This window comes from Humisphaera borealis, from assembly GCF_015169395.1.
GTDB classification, from domain to species: Bacteria; Planctomycetota; Phycisphaerae; order Tepidisphaerales; family Tepidisphaeraceae; genus Humisphaera; species Humisphaera borealis.
The window spans coordinates 3,630,335-3,646,934 of sequence record NZ_CP063458.1 but is presented as its reverse complement, the minus strand read 5'-3'; the positions used below and the strand labels follow the sequence as shown (position 1 = coordinate 3,646,934).

The 16,600-nt window shown below is 64.0% G+C and carries 10 protein-coding genes; 5 read left to right on the top strand and 5 right to left on the bottom strand.

From position 1 onward, the window contains the following. Nucleotides 1–21 precede the first annotated feature (21 nt). A complete protein-coding gene (locus tag IPV69_RS13595; RefSeq protein ID WP_206290222.1) occupies nucleotides 22–5,628 on the top strand; it encodes an AAA domain-containing protein in 5,607 nt (1,868 codons plus the stop codon). Nucleotides 5,629–5,648: 20 nt separating this feature from the next. Here IPV69_RS13595 and IPV69_RS13590 read toward each other — a convergent pair whose 3' ends face one another. Together IPV69_RS13590 and IPV69_RS13585 are read right to left on the bottom strand one after the other, a co-directional pair. Next, a complete protein-coding gene (locus IPV69_RS13590; RefSeq protein WP_206290221.1) occupies nucleotides 5,649–6,134 on the bottom strand; it encodes a hypothetical protein in 486 nt (161 codons plus the stop codon). Nucleotides 6,135–6,233: 99 nt separating this feature from the next. After that, nucleotides 6,234–7,277, bottom strand: coding sequence for a M42 family metallopeptidase (locus IPV69_RS13585; protein ID WP_206290220.1), 1,044 nt, complete (start codon nucleotides 7,275–7,277; stop codon nucleotides 6,234–6,236). A gap of 585 nt (nucleotides 7,278–7,862) precedes the next feature. Here IPV69_RS13585 and IPV69_RS13580 point away from each other — a divergent pair. Beyond that, nucleotides 7,863–10,541: a DUF4159 domain-containing protein gene (locus tag IPV69_RS13580; protein WP_206290219.1), complete on the top strand. Its 2,679-nt coding sequence runs from the start codon at nucleotides 7,863–7,865 to the stop codon at nucleotides 10,539–10,541. 358 nt (nucleotides 10,542–10,899) lie between these two features. Continuing rightward, nucleotides 10,900–11,991 (top strand): pilus assembly protein TadG-related protein, encoded by a 1,092-nt coding sequence (locus tag IPV69_RS13575; RefSeq protein WP_206290218.1) that lies wholly within the window; start codon nucleotides 10,900–10,902, stop codon nucleotides 11,989–11,991. A 300-nt stretch (nucleotides 11,992–12,291) separates the two neighbouring features. Here IPV69_RS13575 and IPV69_RS13570 read toward each other — a convergent pair whose 3' ends face one another. Continuing rightward, complete coding sequence (locus IPV69_RS13570) at nucleotides 12,292–13,359, bottom strand: TlpA disulfide reductase family protein (protein ID WP_206290217.1); 1,068 nt, start codon at nucleotides 13,357–13,359, stop codon at nucleotides 12,292–12,294. Nucleotides 13,360–13,513: 154 nt separating this feature from the next. Further along, nucleotides 13,514–14,239, bottom strand: coding sequence for a 1-(5-phosphoribosyl)-5-[(5-phosphoribosylamino)methylideneamino]imidazole-4-carboxamide isomerase (gene hisA / locus IPV69_RS13565; protein WP_206290216.1), 726 nt, complete (start codon nucleotides 14,237–14,239; stop codon nucleotides 13,514–13,516). Between the two features lie 179 nt (nucleotides 14,240–14,418). Here hisA and waaF point away from each other — a divergent pair, with 179 nt between their 5' ends. After that, the gene (waaF, locus tag IPV69_RS13560; RefSeq protein WP_206290215.1) at nucleotides 14,419–15,552 is read left to right on the top strand and encodes a lipopolysaccharide heptosyltransferase II; all 1,134 of its coding nucleotides are present in this window, start codon (nucleotides 14,419–14,421) and stop codon (nucleotides 15,550–15,552) included. Between the two features lie 7 nt (nucleotides 15,553–15,559). After that, nucleotides 15,560–15,895, top strand: a complete 336-nt coding sequence (locus tag IPV69_RS13555) for a hypothetical protein (protein WP_206290214.1) — start codon at nucleotides 15,560–15,562, stop codon at nucleotides 15,893–15,895. A gap of 74 nt (nucleotides 15,896–15,969) precedes the next feature. Here the strand turns inward: IPV69_RS13555 and IPV69_RS13550 are convergent, their stop codons facing one another. After that, complete coding sequence (locus IPV69_RS13550; RefSeq protein WP_206290213.1) at nucleotides 15,970–16,488, bottom strand: hypothetical protein; 519 nt, start codon at nucleotides 16,486–16,488, stop codon at nucleotides 15,970–15,972. Nucleotides 16,489–16,600 lie beyond the last annotated feature (112 nt).

Sequence of the window (16,600 nt, the reverse complement as noted above, 5' to 3'; positions counted from 1 at the left end):
TCACCCACAGCGAGCCGAGCGATGACCGAACCGACGTCTTCTCCTTCGTCCGCCGCACCTGTTACAAGCCCAACGGCGGCCCCGCCTTCCGCACCGGCCGCGCTGCCCGTCGGCACCGCTCCTCCACCCCCGGTCAACGCCGCCGCCGGACGTAAAGTGCTCGAGCGGATGCTCGATCGGCTTTTTGCCGCCCTGGTGAATGGCCCCAGCGTCAACTGCCGTCCCCATCGCAGCCGTCAGCGGATCGACTGGCACAGTCTCTCGGCGATGAACGACATCGCACCTGCTGAGGCGTTGCGCGACCTGCTGGGTGACGGGCGCAAGGCCGTACTGAGGGCGCGGGCGCCGAAATCCGCCGCGAACCACCCGACTGCGCCAAGGCCCCAAGGGGAGCACGTCGAACCGCTGGTCGATCAACCGGTGGATGAAGCGTTGAGGGACGAAAACCCTAATGTAGATGCAGGCATGGCTACCCCGGTCGGGAAAGCCGATTCGCACGAAAACGCGGAAGATGTCGCTGTCGCAGCGCCCTCAGAAGACGTCGTTCAGAAGCCGAAGAGGTTCGGCCGCGGCGCAACCGACGCCCGCGATCCGCTCGACGAGCAGAACACGCTCCTGCAGAAGCTCCACATCATCGCCGACGATGCCCGAACCTATGAGCAGGACACCGGCGTTCATGTGTTGAACGTCGGCTTTCCGCTGCTAAGCCTGCCGCCGAGCTTCGCCGCGACGGCGACGGGGCGGCAATCGAGCCGGCGGATCCTGGCGCCGATCGCATTCATTCCCGTCTCGCTCACGCTCCGCCGGGGCGCGACCCGCAGCGTCGAAGTCGCCTGCCGCGGCGATGGCGTCGACCTAGTCCAGCCAAACACGGCGCTGCTCGCCTGGCTGCAACGGCAGACCGGCCGCTCGCTCGACGGCGTTGCCGATCTCTACGCCGACGAGAAGGGTGAAGACCCGTGGCGGGAGCTGACCGACCTGGTCACCCGCGTCTGCGAGATGGTAGACCTGGAGATTCCGGAGGCGTTCGCGCCCAAGGCCGTCGCGCCGGCCGCCGCGGACAAGCCGCCGGTCGCCGAGGGTTTGCTCGGCACGCCGCCGAAAGACACTGCAGCCGCGCCAGGCGACGAATCGGAAGATTTGTTCGACAAGCTGCCCGAAGAAGAGACCACCGAAGACGCGCCGGAGGATGCGGCGGTCACAACGGCTGCGGTGACCGATACCGGCAAGGCCCCGGCACCCGAGCCCGTTAGTCCACCGCAGCCGGCAACGCCGGTGGTTGAACTGCAAGCCGCCCCGCGCACCGATGATCTGGAGAGCAGCCCCCAGATCGTGATGTCGGCGGTGCTCGGTCTGTTCCCGATGGCCAACCAGGGGCTCCTGCGCGACATGCAGGAGATGGTGGACAACCCCGGCGAGCTGCGCGGGCCGATTGCGGGTTTCATCCGTGTCGGCGATCTGCTCGATGTCGGCGCGCCGGCGCTGCTGGAAAAGGCCGACGCCGCCGTGCAGGCCGCCAAGCCCGCGGCATCGAATGGCAAGCGCGAGTTCGCCGATGAGCGCCTCGTCGCCGCCGCCGACCCCTGCCAGGCGCGGGCCGTCCGCCAGGCGCGCCAAAGCACGGCGCTGGTCATCCACGGCCCGCCGGGCACCGGCAAAAGCCAGACGATCGCGAACATCATCGGCGATCACCTGTCGCGCGGGCAGCGGGTGCTGTTCGTCTGCGAGAAGCGCACCGCGCTGGATGTCGTCGCCGACCGGCTGGAGCACATGGGCCTCGGAGCACTGACCGGCGTCGTTCACGACCCGCAGCGCGACCAGCGCGAGTTGTACAAGAAGATTCGCGACCAGCTCGATAATCTTGCCGAAGCCAAGGAGCGGGCGCGTTCGCACAAGAAGCTGGAAGAGCTCGACCAGGAACTGCAGTCGCTTCACGCCGAGCTGACCAACTATCGAATGGCCCTGGCCCGGCAGGACGCCGAGACGGGGTACTCGTTCCACGAGCTGATGGGGCAATGGCTGTCGGCGTCGCCGGCGGCGCTATTGACCGGCGGCGGCGAGGACAACGCGCACCTGGGCTGGCGCGTCACCGTGGAAGGGAAAGCCGCGGCGGAGCTGGCCAAGACACGGCTCCAGGAACTGTCGCCGCTGGAACACCCGTTACGCGAGATGTTTACCCGCGGACTGAAAGTGGCGTACGCGAAGAACCCGTGGTCGGTCGCGGTCGGTACCACGCTGCAAAACTTTCTGGGCCGGTCGGTCGAGCAGAACAAGTCGGCATTGGAAGCCGTTGTCGCTACGGCGGCGACGGCGGATGAGACATCGGTCGAAAAGCAGCCGCTGCTCCCGCCGTTCACGCAGGGGCTTGATGTCACCGCGCAGGCCACGGCAAGGCTGGCCCTGCTGGAGCGGCTCGACACGATGCTGAACCAGACGCCGCCCGAAGTTCTTGACCGGTGGGCGAAGAAGGACCTGGCGTCCATCAAGACGGCGCGATCGAAGATCACCGAAGCGCTGCCTTACTTGTCGGCGTTCAAGCAGCAGATCCCCGAACCCGAGCTGCGGGCACGCTGGGTCGCCGTTCACGGTCGCGACCTGCCTGCCGTCAAGGACCTCACCCAGCAGCGGACGCTTGTACAGAAGTACGCCGAGGCGTTCGGCATGTCGATGCAGTGGGTCGAGCAGATCCGCCAGAAAGCGCCGCAGGCACCCTGGCCGACGGTCGCCCGCTGGATGAGCACCGAGACGTCGGCCGCCGAGGCGGTGCTGAAGAAGCTGGAGGTAGCCGGCCCGCTGGCGGAGCGGGCGTCGAAAACGCCGCTCGATGCCGAACTGCTCGCCCAGTATCGCCGGCAGCCGTTCGATATCGCGCAGGTGCTTCGATGGCAGTCGGCGCTGGAAACCTATCTGCCGATCGCCAAGTCATTCCTTGGATTCCTGCACGGTTCGAAGAAGAAGGCGGCATCGCCGGTGGTCGAATTCTTCGGCCTCGGCCTGAGCTTTGAAAGTGCATCGCGGGTGCGAGACTTTCTCGGTGGGCTGCGGGCCCGGCTCGAAACCTGGGATGCCACCGCCAAGGCGATCGGCCCCAAGGCTTTCGGCGGCGCAACAACGCTGCCCGACGATGCAGAACTGTTCGGCGTCTACGCCAGCAATCGCACGGTCTTGCGTGCCGCGTCCGACCTGCACCGTCCGGCCTTGCTGGAGGGTTCCGTCGCCGCGGACGCGACGGAGCTGGTCAACCAGATGGTCTGGGCCGAGTACAGCATGGCCGCGCCGGTGTTCGAGTTGCTCGAGCTTGCCCCGTTGCCGCAGAACGCCACGCGTATCACGGCGCTGATCAACGCGCTGGTTGTCCGCGTCTACCTGCAGAACCTCAATGAAAGCGTTCTGAACGCGCCTACGCCCGACGACCTGATGGACGACCACGACCTCGAGGTCAGCATTCGCGGGCATGCCGCACTCTTTGACGTGGCGCTTTCAACGACGGCCGAGCCGCTGACGAAAGATGTCTGGCCTGTCATCGCCGAGGCGCTGGTCGATCGGACAAAGCTTCTCCCGCTGATCCAGGCGATCACGCAGTCGCCGAAACGGGCGGCAGACATCACCGCCGTCGAACAGGCGATGGTCGATGCCGAACTGTTCGCCGTTGCGTGGCTCCGCGGCATCGATCTGTCTTTGTGCAAAGGCGAGCCCGTCTTGCCGGCGGTGGTTGCCCTGCGCGACCAACTGCCGACGTTGGAAGACGTCATCCGCGCTAAAGACGCCCTGGCCGCCGTGCCGCCGATGGTTCGGCCTGCGGCTGAGGCGCTGTTGCTGCAATCTGCCGAGCCAGCCGAGGCCTGGGACGTGCTGCGGCGGGACATCATCGCCGGCGAGATCCGCCGGCGCATCGGGGCCGACCCGCAACTCCAGAGCGTTGACGGGCATCGACTGTCTTCAGCCTTCGAGCGATATCGCGAGTTGCAGTCCAAGAAGCGGCAGCTCGTATGCGATGTCATCTACAACCGCTGGCTGAGCGAGCAGCAGCACCGGATGCTGTCGGCCAACGGCGAACGCCTGAACACCGCCGGCGCGGAACTCAAACGCCGGCTGCTGCTGCGCGGTGAACGAGCAATGCGGCTGCGGCAGGTCGTGGCCCGCGGTCGGCAGATCGCCGGCGGCGATCCGCTGTTCGACATTTGCCCGGTCTGGATGGTGTCGCCGGAGACGGCGGCGCAGGTCTTTCCGCTGGAGCCGATTTTCGATGTCGTCGTCTTCGACGAAGCCAGTCAGTGCCGGCTGGAAGAGGCGTTGCCGGTGCTGGTGCGCGGCCGGCGGGTGGTTGTCGCCGGCGACCCCAAACAGCTTCCGCCGACGCGGTTCTTCGAGTCGGCGTTTGCCGCGAGCGACGACGACGAAGACCCCACCAGCGACCAGGAATGGTTCGAGCAGCAGCAGGGCGAAGTCGAAGATCTGCTGACGGCGGCACTCGGGCTCGAAGCCCAGCAGAGCTACCTCGACGTCCACTATCGCTCGCGCAACGCGGCGCTGATCGAGTTCAGCAACACGCATTTCTACGGCAGCCGGCTGCAGCCAATTCCCGGCCATCCCGGCAACCGCCCGGAGATCGCGCCGATCCGCCTGATCCGCGCCAATGGCGTTTACGAGAAGCGGAAGAATGAGATCGAAGCCGACGCCGTTGTGGCGGTGGTGAGAGACTTGCTGGCCGAGAAAAAGCCGCCGAGCATCGGCATCGCCTGCTTCAACATGTCGCAGCGGGACCTGATTGTCGAAAAACTCGACGACCTGGCGGCGGAGGATTCGAAGTTCGCCAAGAAGCTGAGCGACGCCCGCGACCGTGTCGGCGAGGGCACGTTCGAAGGTCTGTTCGTCAAGAACCTGGAAAACGTCCAGGGCGACGAGCGCGACCACATGATCATTAGCACCACTTACGGCCCCGACGCTGGCGGTCGGTTCTACAGGCGGTTCGGACCGCTCGCGATGCCCGGCGGCGGACGACGACTGAACGTGCTTGTCACCCGGGCCCGCCAGCAGGTGCACCTGGTCACTTCAATCCCCGAGCAGGCGTATCGATCGCTACCCGAACCGGCCGAGGGCCAAACGCCCGGCGGGGGCTGGCTGCTGTTCTCGTACCTGAAGTTCGCGGACGAACTGACGCGGGAGATCGAAGGAGCGCCCGCCGAGAGCGGACCGAAGCAACCCCTGGATGCCGACGCGTCGGAGTGGTTCGACATCGAACTGCCATCAGACGTCGAGCAATCATCGCTCCCGCCGATGCCGCCCGTTCGCATCCGCCCGACTCGCACCCCGTCGTCCTTCGCCGAGTCGCTGGCACACAAGCTGGCGGCGGCGCATGGCGCGACGACGGAAGTTTACTGGGGGAACGACGGATTCTGTGTCGATCTGGCCCTTCGCTCGGGTGGCGACGATGCCGTGCCGATCGGTGTGCTGTGCGACGCCGCCCGCTTCGCGCCGGCCGACGATCTCATGGAGTGGGACGTCTTCCGCACCGGCATCCTCGAAGCCCAGGGTTGGAAGCTGCATCGGATCTGGACGCCACATTTCTTCCGCGATCCGGCGGGGCGCACTTCGGCAATCCTCCGGGACGCCGGCAGGGCGATTTAGTTTGAGGCGACTCGGCTCTCTCAGGGCGTGGGCATTGTCGCCGGCGCGGTGGCGGGCTTGATCACCGGTGCCGGTTCGAATGGCTTGGGGGGTGGCGGTGCCGTGCGACCGGCCTGTACGTCGCGGTCAATGACCTGCCAGCCACTGCCCGTCTGCCGCCAGGCGACGGCGTACGGATTCCGAAGCCGATTGCCCCGAATGTTGGTCTGATCGACTTCACCGAAAACGATCAACTCAATCGCGCCGGTTTTCACATCCCGCGTTGCCGACACCATGACCGGCTCCAGGAAGCGAATGTCATTGGAGGTCGTCAACTCGACCAGCAATTCGCCGGCGTAGTGCGATAGCGCGAACTGCCGCCAGTCATCCCTGACCGGAATCGATTCTTTGCCTGTCAGGCGGGTCATTTCCGAAGGCTTCTCGGCCGGCTGGCAGCCCGCGATGGCGAGCGCCAGAAGAGCCACAACGGCGACACCCATCCGTCCAGAGTTTGCTGTATTCGACATTCGAAGTCTCCCTCGCGTTGCAACTTGCCTCAGACCGGCGATTGCGACCGGCCGTCTACGGGCCTGCCCGCCTTGCGGTTTCGGTGGCGGGGCACCGAACTAGGTTTCCAGCCATGCCGCCAGTAGGTCGATTGCCGCCTGAAGGTCGTTCAGTTGGATGCATTCGCTGGTGGTATGGATGTAGCGTGTCGGGACCGACAGGGTCATCGCGCGGATACCGCTACCGCTGCGCTGCATGGGGGCGGCGTCGGTGCCGCCACGGGGCAGAATGCTGAGCTGGCAGGGGATCTTGCGTGCCCTGGCGACGGCTTCGAACGCGTCGATCAGTCCGCGGTCGGAGATGCTCATGGAATCGGCGATCGTCAGAGCCACGCCGTCGCCCTGCTTGGTCACCCGTTCGTCGTCGGGGACGCCCGGGAGATCGACGCAAAGGGTGGTGTCGATGGCGATCGCGATGTGCGGGTTCGTCGCGAACGCCGCCGGCCCTGCCCCACGGCAGCCGACTTCCTCCTGCACGGTTGCGGCGAATACGACTTCGTACTTGATGTTGGTCGCCTTGCGGACGGCCTCGATCGCCACGAAACCCGCCACCCGGTTGTCCATGCACTTGCCGGTCACGCAATGCCCGATCTGGTCGAACTGCTGGATGAGGGTGACCGGGTCGCCGATGCGGACTTTTTGCTTTACGTCGTCGGCCGACAGGCACAGGTCGACGAAGAAGTCGCCGATCTCGGGGATCTTCTTCTTGTCTTCTTCCTTGGCGATATGGATCGGCCGGCCGCTGGGATTCAGAAGTCCGACCAGATCGCCGCCGGACGATGCCTGGACCAGCACGCGCCGCGAACAGAGGTTCTTGGTGTCAAACCCGCCGACGGCCTGCAGGCGGAGGAACCCACGGTCGTCGATGTGCCGTACATAGAAGCCGATTTCATCCATATGACAGGCGATCGTCACCCGCTTCGCATCCGGGCTCGATGATCGCTTGGTCGCCAGCAGGTTGCCCATGGCGTCGGTTCGGACGTCGTCAAAGAGGCCGGCGGCTTCGCGTTCGAGGATCTGGCGGATGCGCTCTTCCCGGCCGGGAACGCCGGGCGCTTCGGACAGGGTCTTGAGTAACGGCAGGTTCAGGCTGGTGTGGGGCATGTCCCAGAAAACGATACGTCAACGTCGCAAGTTTGCCAATCAGAGGTAGTTGCCGCAGGTGCCTGGAGCGGGCTGCGGGGCCGGACGACCGTATTGAGACGTTGCCCGTGTGAGCTGCGGGGCAGAAAAAGCTTGCGTTTCTATGAAGTCGGGTAAAATCTGCACGTGCGAGGTTGCGATTGTCGCATGTCACATGCGGACGGCGGTAGTGCCGTCGCCATGGCCTGTCACCCGACAGCACTTTCCCGGCGAGGCTGAGCGGCCTGGCTAGGAGTTGGCGAACAGGCGTTGGCGGCAGTCGCTGGCCGGGCTAAAGCGGTCGTGCGGATGGACGTTCAGACGCGCCCGGCCGTGGAAAGTTTCGTCGCCCGCTGCCGAGTTTCGCTTTCGTCGGACGACTGGCCTCGGACGGAGCCGAATCCAGCCTAATACGCTGGTGCTTTCCCCGTAAGCACCCCCGGTCGCGCAGAAGCCGGGCCGCGTGAATGCCACGGCGAGTGAAGGCCTGCGTACATTCTAGCGGCCGTCGGGTCGTCGCACGCGGCGTAATGCCTGCCAGTTCCTGTGGGATAAAGAGGATCACTCATGATCGAAATCATTCGGGCAAAGCACTCGTCGGCCCCGAACGCGTCGTTCCGGCAGTCGCGTGGATCGCGGGCTTGGGTTCGTGGGGCGATCGCTTCCTCGGGCTGCCTGTTGGCGCTTGCCGCTCTGGCCGTCGGCCAGGCGACTGCTCCGGCCACGCAATCGGCCCCAGCCGCGCAACCGGCCTCGGCCAAGACGCCGGGCGCTCCTGCTACCGCACCGGCAGTGACCGCCGCCGCCCGGCCTGCTCCGCGGCCCGTTGCTGACGACCCGAACGTCCTGACCGACAAGATGGTCGACGACGCCATCCGAAAAGGGGCCAAGTTCCTGCTGTCCAAGTTCGACGCCAAGCACTGGGTCGACGGCGTCGCCGAGAAGATCAAAGAGGATGAGGGGTACGCCGGCGGGCTCGATTCCCTGGCGGTTTACGCCCTGATGCAGAGTGGACTGGCTCTGCCGCCCGGGGACGACCTTCACAAGGAGCTCGATCTCAAGGGCCCGGGGATGACTGCCAAGATCGATGCGATGTGCAAGTTCGATCTCGACAAGGGTCGCCATGCCACGTACGCGTACGGGCTGCGGGCGACGGCCCTGGCACTGTACATCACAAACCTTCCCGACCTCAGCAACCAGAAAGAGCGGAGCACCCTTCAGGATAAACGCGACGCCGCCAAAGCGCTGCTGATGAAGGATGCTGCCTGGTGCGTCATGGGGACGAACAACGGCGGGTACACCTACCCGAAGATGCCAGGTAGCCCCAAGAACATTAAGGACTTGGAGGCCTACTACCTGAAGCTCAAGCGGGAGAAGAAGCTTCCCGTCGCCGACGGCGGCTACGACAACTCCAACGCCCAGTACGGCCTGCTCGGCGCCTGGTCGGCTGCCGAAGCGGAAATCGAAATCCCCTCGCTGTACTGGTACCTGGTCGCGAACCACTGGATGGCCAAGCAGCTGCCCAACGGCCAGTGGCCTTACAGCGACGGCAATGAGCGGGGCGGTACGGTCAACATGACCGCGGCCGGCCTGGCTTCCATGCTGGTGACGCACGAGTACATCGAACCGGCGTTGATGAGCGGCTCGGTCGGCCGCGAACCGTACAACATCCCCATCAAGAAGGGACTGTCCTGGTTCGAAACTGCCAACAACGGCATCAGTGCCGGCGGCGGCTACGGCATGTACGGCGTGGAACGTGTCGGCCTGGCCAGCGGGTTCAAGTTCTTCGGACAACACGACTGGTACCGGGTCTACGCCCAAAGAATCCTCAAGGCGCAGCAGCCTTCAGGCGGATGGAGCGGCGGCGGGCTGGGTGGCGGCGTGGTTGATACCTGCTACTACCTGCTGTTCCTCTCCCGCGGTCGCCACCCCATCCTGATGAACAAGCTGCGGTTTGACGGCGACGCCAAGACCCCCGGCTTCTGGGCCAACCGTCCGCGCGACGCTGCGAACCTCGCCAAGACCATCTCCAAGAAGATCGAACGTCCGCTGAACTGGCAGGTCATCAACGTCGCGACGCACTGGGAGGAATGGCTCGACTCGCCGATCATGACGATCGCCAGCCACCAGCCCTATAAGTTCTCGCCGGAGGACCTCGCGAAAATCCGCAACTATGTTGAGGCCGGCGGGATTCTTTACGTGCAGGCGGACGGGTCGTCTTCGAACATGGATAAATGGGCCACGCAGCTTTGCGCGGACCTGTTCAAGCGCGAACTGCTGAACGTTCCGCCGAACCACCCCATCTACAGCAACGAATCGGTTTACAAGATTTCTCCGCCGGTCCCGCTGAAGATGGCCACCAACGGCTCGCGCATCCTGATGGTGTACAGCAGCATCGACATGGCCCGTTTCTGGCAGGCCCGGGACAACAGCCCCAAGGCTCGGCCTTACTACGAGGTTGCAGCGAACCTCTTCTACTATGCCGCCGGCAAAATGGGATTCCGAAACCGCCTCGAGACGCTCTACGTCGCCGAGCCGAAAACGCCTCCGGTCGCCACTTTCGGGGTCGCGCGTCTCAGCTATCCGGCAGAGTGGGATCCCGAGCCCGGCGCCTGGAAACGCTTCAGCAACGTCTTCTGGCGGGCCACCGGCTACAAGCTCACCCCGACCGAAGTAAAGATCAACGATCTCAAGCCGTTCGACGCAGCCAGGAAGAACGATCCGGCCAACATTCGTTTCGCCCACCTCACGGGTACCGTCAAGCAAGGGTTCAAGCCCGAAGCCGTGGCGGCTGTGAAGGCGTTTGTCGAATCGGGCGGCGTGCTTCTGATTGATATCGCCGGGGGTTCCAATCCCTTTGACGATTCGGTTCAGGGCCTTCTCAAAGAAGCGTTCCCTGAAACGGCGCTGCGGCCGGTTCCGACGAGCCACCCGATCCTCGCAGGCGGCGCTCCGGGCATGGTCGATATCTCCGAAAAACGCGTGCTGCGGCCCGTCGTGGTGGAGAAGCTCGGCCGTCAGCACGGCCTGCTGATGATGCTCCAGGCCGGCAAGGGTGCCGTCGTCTTCAGCCCGATCGACGTCTCCAGCGGCCTGCTGGGAACCAATACCGGCGGCATCTACGGCTACGAGGCCAAGTACTCGCAAGACCTCATGCGGAACATCATTCTATGGGCTCAGGATGGTGCCAAAGGGGACGCTGCCCCGGCACCCGCCGCCGCAGCCGCGGCCGCCGAAGCCAAGTAAGCCTCAACAACGTCCGACAACCTTCACAACGGCCTGCGACGCCCGCTTCCCAAAAATGGGGCGGGCGTCTTTTTGCAGTCGCGACGGCTACTTCCCCGCTCGCCAATCGCTCTCTATTTCTGGAGCACCGCAAATAGGGAATGTGGAGCGGTCCGCGTTTCATTGCGGCTTATCAGACGCGGCAACCGTATCGGTCGCAGGTTGTCCCCACCTTCACAACCGAGTCCGCCGGAAGTGCTCCGTTTTCGGTCACATGTGCGGCGGTCCGACTTGCACCCTTGTTGTTACAGGGCAAAGTTTGGGTGTCGATTCGGCCTGCCGTGAAATCAGCCGAGCCTCGACACTGGAGCACTGCAATATGATGTCGGATCGCAAGACTGTCATTCTGAGTCGTCGCAAGGGCGCTGTCCTGGTCTACTCGACCGTGGCGCTTGTCATGATGTTGGCGGTCGGAATCCTGGCGATTGATTACGGCCACATCCAGCTCGCCAAGACCCAGCTCGCCGGATCGACCGACGCGGCGGCCCGCGCCGGCGCCGGTGCCCTTGCAACCAGCCCGGCCGACGCTGTCGACCGCGCCCGCTGGACGGGTACCGTGAACCTGGTCGAAGGCACCGCGCTGGACATCCGGAACGCCGACGTCCAGATCGGCACTTGGAGCGTCGCGAACCAGACCTTCACGCAGCTTTTTGGTGCCGACCAGTACCAGGCCAATGCGGTTCGCGTCCTCGGCCGTCGCAACACCAGCCGCACCTCGGCGGTTCCGCTGTCGTTCGCCAGCGTGTTCGGCAACAGGTACAAAGACATCACTTCCGAATGCATTGCGATGCAGATTGCGGCGGTCGATGTGGATCAGCCCGTGCCGGCGACGGCCAATCCGTTCCTGGCCGGCATGCCCGCCGGGTCGGTTGCGAGCGTGAACAACCCCCACAACAGCCCGGACTACGCCGGCACCGCCGCCAACCCCAAGCAGTCGCCGATCGCCGTCAATATGCCCATCAGCAGGGGCATGGCGTTGACGTTCGACTCGATCGACGGCGTTGCCCGCCACGACCCGAACCTGGCCGACTACAACCCCGACGGGCAGGATACGTCGATCGACGACAACACCGCCGGCAATGAAAACGGTATTGCTACGCTGAATGGTCCGATCAACGCCCTGGTCGGCGTGTTCCTGAGCGACGCGGCCCCGAACCTGACCCCGGCCCCGGCGAGCCTCGACTTCTCAACCGCCGCCAGCCGCGATTTCACGACTCTCCAGCCGCAGCTCAAGCAGATCTTCTTCATCGGCGACGGGCTCGATTCCAGGGGCAACCGCCAGGAGTTCATCGTCCCCCAGGGTGCGACCCGGCTGTATCTGGCGACGTGGGACTTCTACGAATGGAACAACAACAGCGGCACGCGAACGGTGAAGGTGAAGCGTCCGCAGCAGATCATCACGGTGAAGTAAGACTAACCAGGCTCCAGCACTGTAAAGAACAGGACCTCGAAGCGCCTTGCGACGCTTCGAGGTCTGTGTGTTTCTGGTTGACGCCGCAATCCAGACGGCGGGGCAGGGGGTTGCAAATCGCTAACCCGGACAATTTACCACGGAGGACACGGAGTTCACGGAGATGGAGACGGAGAAGTGGCGGATGAACGACTTGAGCGATTCATTCGACTTGCAGGTTGCGCCTAACCAATTCAGACGGCTTCTCCGTGTTCTCATTGTCCTTCGTGGTGGTCCTGCATTCTCCAAGCTAAAGGGGGGCTACGACTTCCTGTATTCGTCGAGCACCTTCTGCTCGCGTTCCTTCAATGGCGGGTTCGTCGCCTCGACCACCTTCTGCTGGAGTTCGATCGCCTTGTCGAACTTGCCGTTTCGGGCAAACGCCTGTGCGAGCAGTCGTTGGTACGCGACGGACTTCTCGCTCAGGTCGTACGCGAGCGTGGCCGCCTTGAGGGCGCGGGCCGGATCGCTCTTTTCGCTTCCGGGCATAGAGAGCATGGTCATCGCGAGATTTGCCGCGAGCCGGCCATCCTTATTCTTTTCAGCCGCTGCCAGGAGCTCGTCGGCCAGCGCGCCCGCTGCCTGACTGTCGCCCTTCTGCATGTAAAGCGAGACCTTGTAGAGCTTCTGAATGCCCGCCGTATCGGGATCGAGGGCGGCCAGCGAATCACGGATCGCGATCGCCTTGTCGTACTCCTTTGCCCGGGTTGCCTCGGACGCCTGCTTGCTCAGCTCTTCGACCTTCGTATCGAACGCGGCCTGCGCCTTGGGGTCGTACGTGCCGGCGACGATCGCCGCCAGCGGCTTTTCCATCTTCATCGGATGCCCCATCCAGGCGACGATGCCTTTCTGATCCACGATGAAGCTGGACGGGATGCCGTTCCGGCCCGCCGCCGCCATCCAGTCGGTCGCCATCCGGCCGCGCGTCGGAGAGCCGGCGATCGGTTCTTCCATGGCGACGGCATAGGCCATCTTGTCCCCCTGTTTTTCGACGAAGGGCTCGACCTTGGTCAGGTCGCGCTCCCAGATGTTCACGCCGATGACAACAACCCCCTTCTCCTTGTACTTCGCCTGGAGTTCGCTCACGTGAGGCATGGCAGCGACGCACGGGCCGCACCAGGTCGCCCAGAACTCAATCACGTAGACCTTCCCCTTCTCGAACTCTTTCACGGGTTCGCCCTTCACCCATTTCTTGATCGACAGCTTGGGCGCAGGGTCGCCCGTCCTGAGGGTGATTTCGGGTGCGGCGTTGGCGAAAACCGACGACGTAACCAACAGCAATACCGCAGCAAAAGACGCCAGCGCATGATGCGCAGAAGTGCGAGGCATAACCTGTCTCCGAAGGAAAGAAGTGACCACGGTCGCTCCGTGGCAATCGGAGTTTAACTGGTGGAATGCATCGGGTCGACAAGATTCTGCATCGAGATTTCGAGAATTCGGCACCCGCCATCGAACCGGTGAGACTCGATTCTCCGCGTTGCGATTACTTCGCCAGCGTAATGGCTTGCCGCAAATCCAGTGTCCCCTCGTACAGCGATCGCCCGACGATCACGCCCCAGATGCCTCGGCCGAGCAGGCCTTTGATGTGATCGATGTTCCCGACGCCGCCGGAGGCGATCACCGGAATCGGCCCGGCCTCGGCGAGCTTCTGCGTCTGCTCGACATTCGGGCCGCTCATCATGCCGTCCTTGGCGACGTCGGTGTACAGGATCGCGCCGACGGGCCACGCGGCGACTTTCTTTGCGACATCGACCGCGCGGAGCGTCGACGTCTCCGTCCAGCCGCGGGTGGCGACCATGCCGTCTTTGGCGTCGAGCGCCAGGACGACCCTGTGTGCGAAGGCGGCGTCCTGCATCAGCGATTCGAACCAGGGCCAATCCTCGATCGCCTTGGTGCCGACCACCACGCGGTTTGCGCCGGCGTCGATCAGCTTGCGTATGTCATCGGTCGACCGCACCCCGCCGCCAGTCTGCACCTTCAGGCCCGACGCGGCGATGATTTTGCCAACCAGCGCGCTCTGTACCGGATGGCCTTCCTTGGCGCCGTCGAGATCGACGATGTGCATCCATTCCGCCCCGGCTTCGCGAAACGAAATAGCTGTCGCGATGGGATCGACGGCGTAGTTCAACTGGTCGGCGTAGTCGCCCTGGCGAAGACGGACAACCTTGCCGTTGCGGAGATCGATGCTGGGGACGATGACGAATGACATAGGGCGGGAAAGCGTACGAGGTTTGTTGTTACTTGTCATTGGTCACTCGTCACTTGTCATTCAACGCGATGTCTCCGTAACCATTAGCGAGCGACCAGCGACCAGCGACCAGTGACCAGCGACCAGTGACAAGTCGCTATTAACGACAGGTGCCGCGCTCGTCGCTATACTCCGCAACAATGTCCGATCCCGCGAAGATTCTGGTCGTCCAACCGAGCTGGGTGGGCGACGCTGTGATGGCTACCCCCACTCTCCGTTCGCTGCGCCTGCGGTACCCGAACGCTGAAATCAGCTACCTGATGAAGCGGTACGTCAAGCCGCTCTACGCCGGCATGCCCTGGGCGGATCGGCTCATCACCTACCGCACCGGTAAGACCAAAGCCAAGGCCGGCAAAGGGCAGTTCTTTGATCTGGCTGCCCGGCTGCGGTCGGCCGACTTCGACATGGCGGTCCTGCTGCCCAACTCCTTCAAGAGTGCGCTCGTCTGCCGGATGGCGAAGATCAAGAAGGTCGTCGGCTACGACCGTGACGGCCGTGGGTTCCTGCTGTCGGACCGCCTGCTGGCACCGAAGGAAGCCGGCAAGTTCGTGCCGAACCCGATCATCAAGTACTACCTCGGGTTGGCGCATTATCTGGGCGCGGGCCGTGGAGGTGCTTCGGGCGACCTGAAGATGGAGCTGTTCGTCACCCCCGCCGAGAAGCGCGAAGCGGAGGCCGTGCTGGAGCGGGGTGGATTGCCGCGTGACATCGATCGGCCCGGCTCGCACGGGCAGCCGCCGATGATCCTGCTCAACCCCGGTGCCAACTACGGTGCCGCCAAGCTCTGGAAAGCAGAGTACTTTGCAGAGTTGGCCGACCGGTTCATCGAAGAGCTGGGTGCGACGGTCCTGATCTCCGCTGCCCCGAAGGAACGCCCGATTGTCGAGCAGATCAAGCGGCACATGAAGCGGGCACCGGTCGATCTCTCGAACAAGGGGACCGACTTGGGCAACCTGAAGGAAATCATCCGCCGGTGCGACCTGATGGTGACCAACGACACCGGCCCGCGGCACATCGCCGCGGCGATGGACGTACCGGTGGTGACGATCTTCGGGCCGACGCATCCGGAATGGACCGAGATCTATTACCCGAAGGAACGGCAGGTGGCGGTGAAGGTCTTCTGCGGGCCGTGCCAGAAGAAGACCTGCCCGTTGGACCATCGCTGCATCACGCGGGTGACGCCGGCGATGGTCTGGGATAAGTCCGTTGAACTACTGAAGGCCGGGTCAGCTTCTGAGCCACAGACCACCGTCGTGGCAGGCGCTGGCTCGTGACCAGTCGATGGACGATCGCCGAAAGAATGCCTACCGCACATTGCTCTATCGTGCGATGTTGGACATGCGCTCGCTCCGCTGGATGCCACTTGGCCTCCTCCTGCGGATCAACCCGGTTGCATGGCGTCGAGATCTGATCCGTATCAGGAGGGCCGGCGAGATTGCGGAATGGTTGCACAACCTCGCGGCGTTTGCTGCTCGGGACTTTCAAAGTTTCGATGAGGACCGATTCTGGCAGCAGTTCGACGACATTGAGCGAGAGCATCCGGAATTCTTAACAACAAGTTACAGGGCAGTTTTCGACAAAGCCGTGCTTGGTGAAGGCGGGTTGCCCTATCTGTAGGCGTGGCATCTAGCAGGGCGGCGTCGTACGTCGGATGGCGCTTCTTGCGGCGTGCGGCGCACGCCTCTCGGCGTTCAACTCTCGAACGCCGCCGTGATGCGAAGTGGGTCGCCGGCGTCCACCTTCAAGCCATGCAGGCGGACGTTTTTCAGGGCGGGGGGTGCAAGGTCGAATGCCTTGCCTTCGTGCTCCTTCAGCTTACCACCCAGCAGCCCGGCGACCATGCTGCCGACCATGCCTTCGCCAGTTGCCTTCAGGTTGGACAGCGTCACGCTCAACCGATCGCTGAAATCGGCCCGGCCTTCGACCGTCACGGCGACGCCCATCATCATCTTCCTGGCCTTCACGCGCAACATGGCGAGCACGGCTTTGCCGCCGGCTTGTGTCAGGACGAGGTCGGCCGATTCGATCTTGGCTTTCTGTTCCTCGGCGGCGGCCTGGGCAAACGCCATCAGCACGCCTTGAAGTTCGGGGCGGGTGAATTCGATCAGGACCGAGCCGTTGCGGGCGGTGGAGAGCACCGGTTCAAACTTGCCCCCGGCGGCCTTGGTGACGTCGAGCTTGATATCGTCGGCGGAAAATTGGATTCGCATGTCGTAGGGTCCGCCTTGGCGGACGCGTGGGTGTTTGGTGTTGAGACGTCGCCGCGACTTTGCCTGGCGGCAGTTGCATCACCGCGAGCGGCGACGCCCGCGTCCGCCAAGG

Coding starts and splice junctions, on each gene's coding strand:
- IPV69_RS13595 (WP_206290222.1), top strand. CDS start 22: ATGACCGAACCGACGTCTTCTCCTTCGTCCGCCGCACCTGTTACAAGC.
- IPV69_RS13590 (WP_206290221.1), bottom strand. CDS start 6,134: ATGTCGAATACAGCAAACTCTGGACGGATGGGTGTCGCCGTTGTGGCT.
- IPV69_RS13585 (WP_206290220.1), bottom strand. CDS start 7,277: ATGCCCCACACCAGCCTGAACCTGCCGTTACTCAAGACCCTGTCCGAA.
- IPV69_RS13580 (WP_206290219.1), top strand. CDS start 7,863: ATGATCGAAATCATTCGGGCAAAGCACTCGTCGGCCCCGAACGCGTCG.
- IPV69_RS13575 (WP_206290218.1), top strand. CDS start 10,900: ATGATGTCGGATCGCAAGACTGTCATTCTGAGTCGTCGCAAGGGCGCT.
- IPV69_RS13570 (WP_206290217.1), bottom strand. CDS start 13,359: ATGCCTCGCACTTCTGCGCATCATGCGCTGGCGTCTTTTGCTGCGGTA.
- hisA (WP_206290216.1), bottom strand. CDS start 14,239: ATGTCATTCGTCATCGTCCCCAGCATCGATCTCCGCAACGGCAAGGTT.
- waaF (WP_206290215.1), top strand. CDS start 14,419: ATGTCCGATCCCGCGAAGATTCTGGTCGTCCAACCGAGCTGGGTGGGC.
- IPV69_RS13555 (WP_206290214.1), top strand. CDS start 15,560: ATGGACGATCGCCGAAAGAATGCCTACCGCACATTGCTCTATCGTGCG.
- IPV69_RS13550 (WP_206290213.1), bottom strand. CDS start 16,488: ATGCGAATCCAATTTTCCGCCGACGATATCAAGCTCGACGTCACCAAG.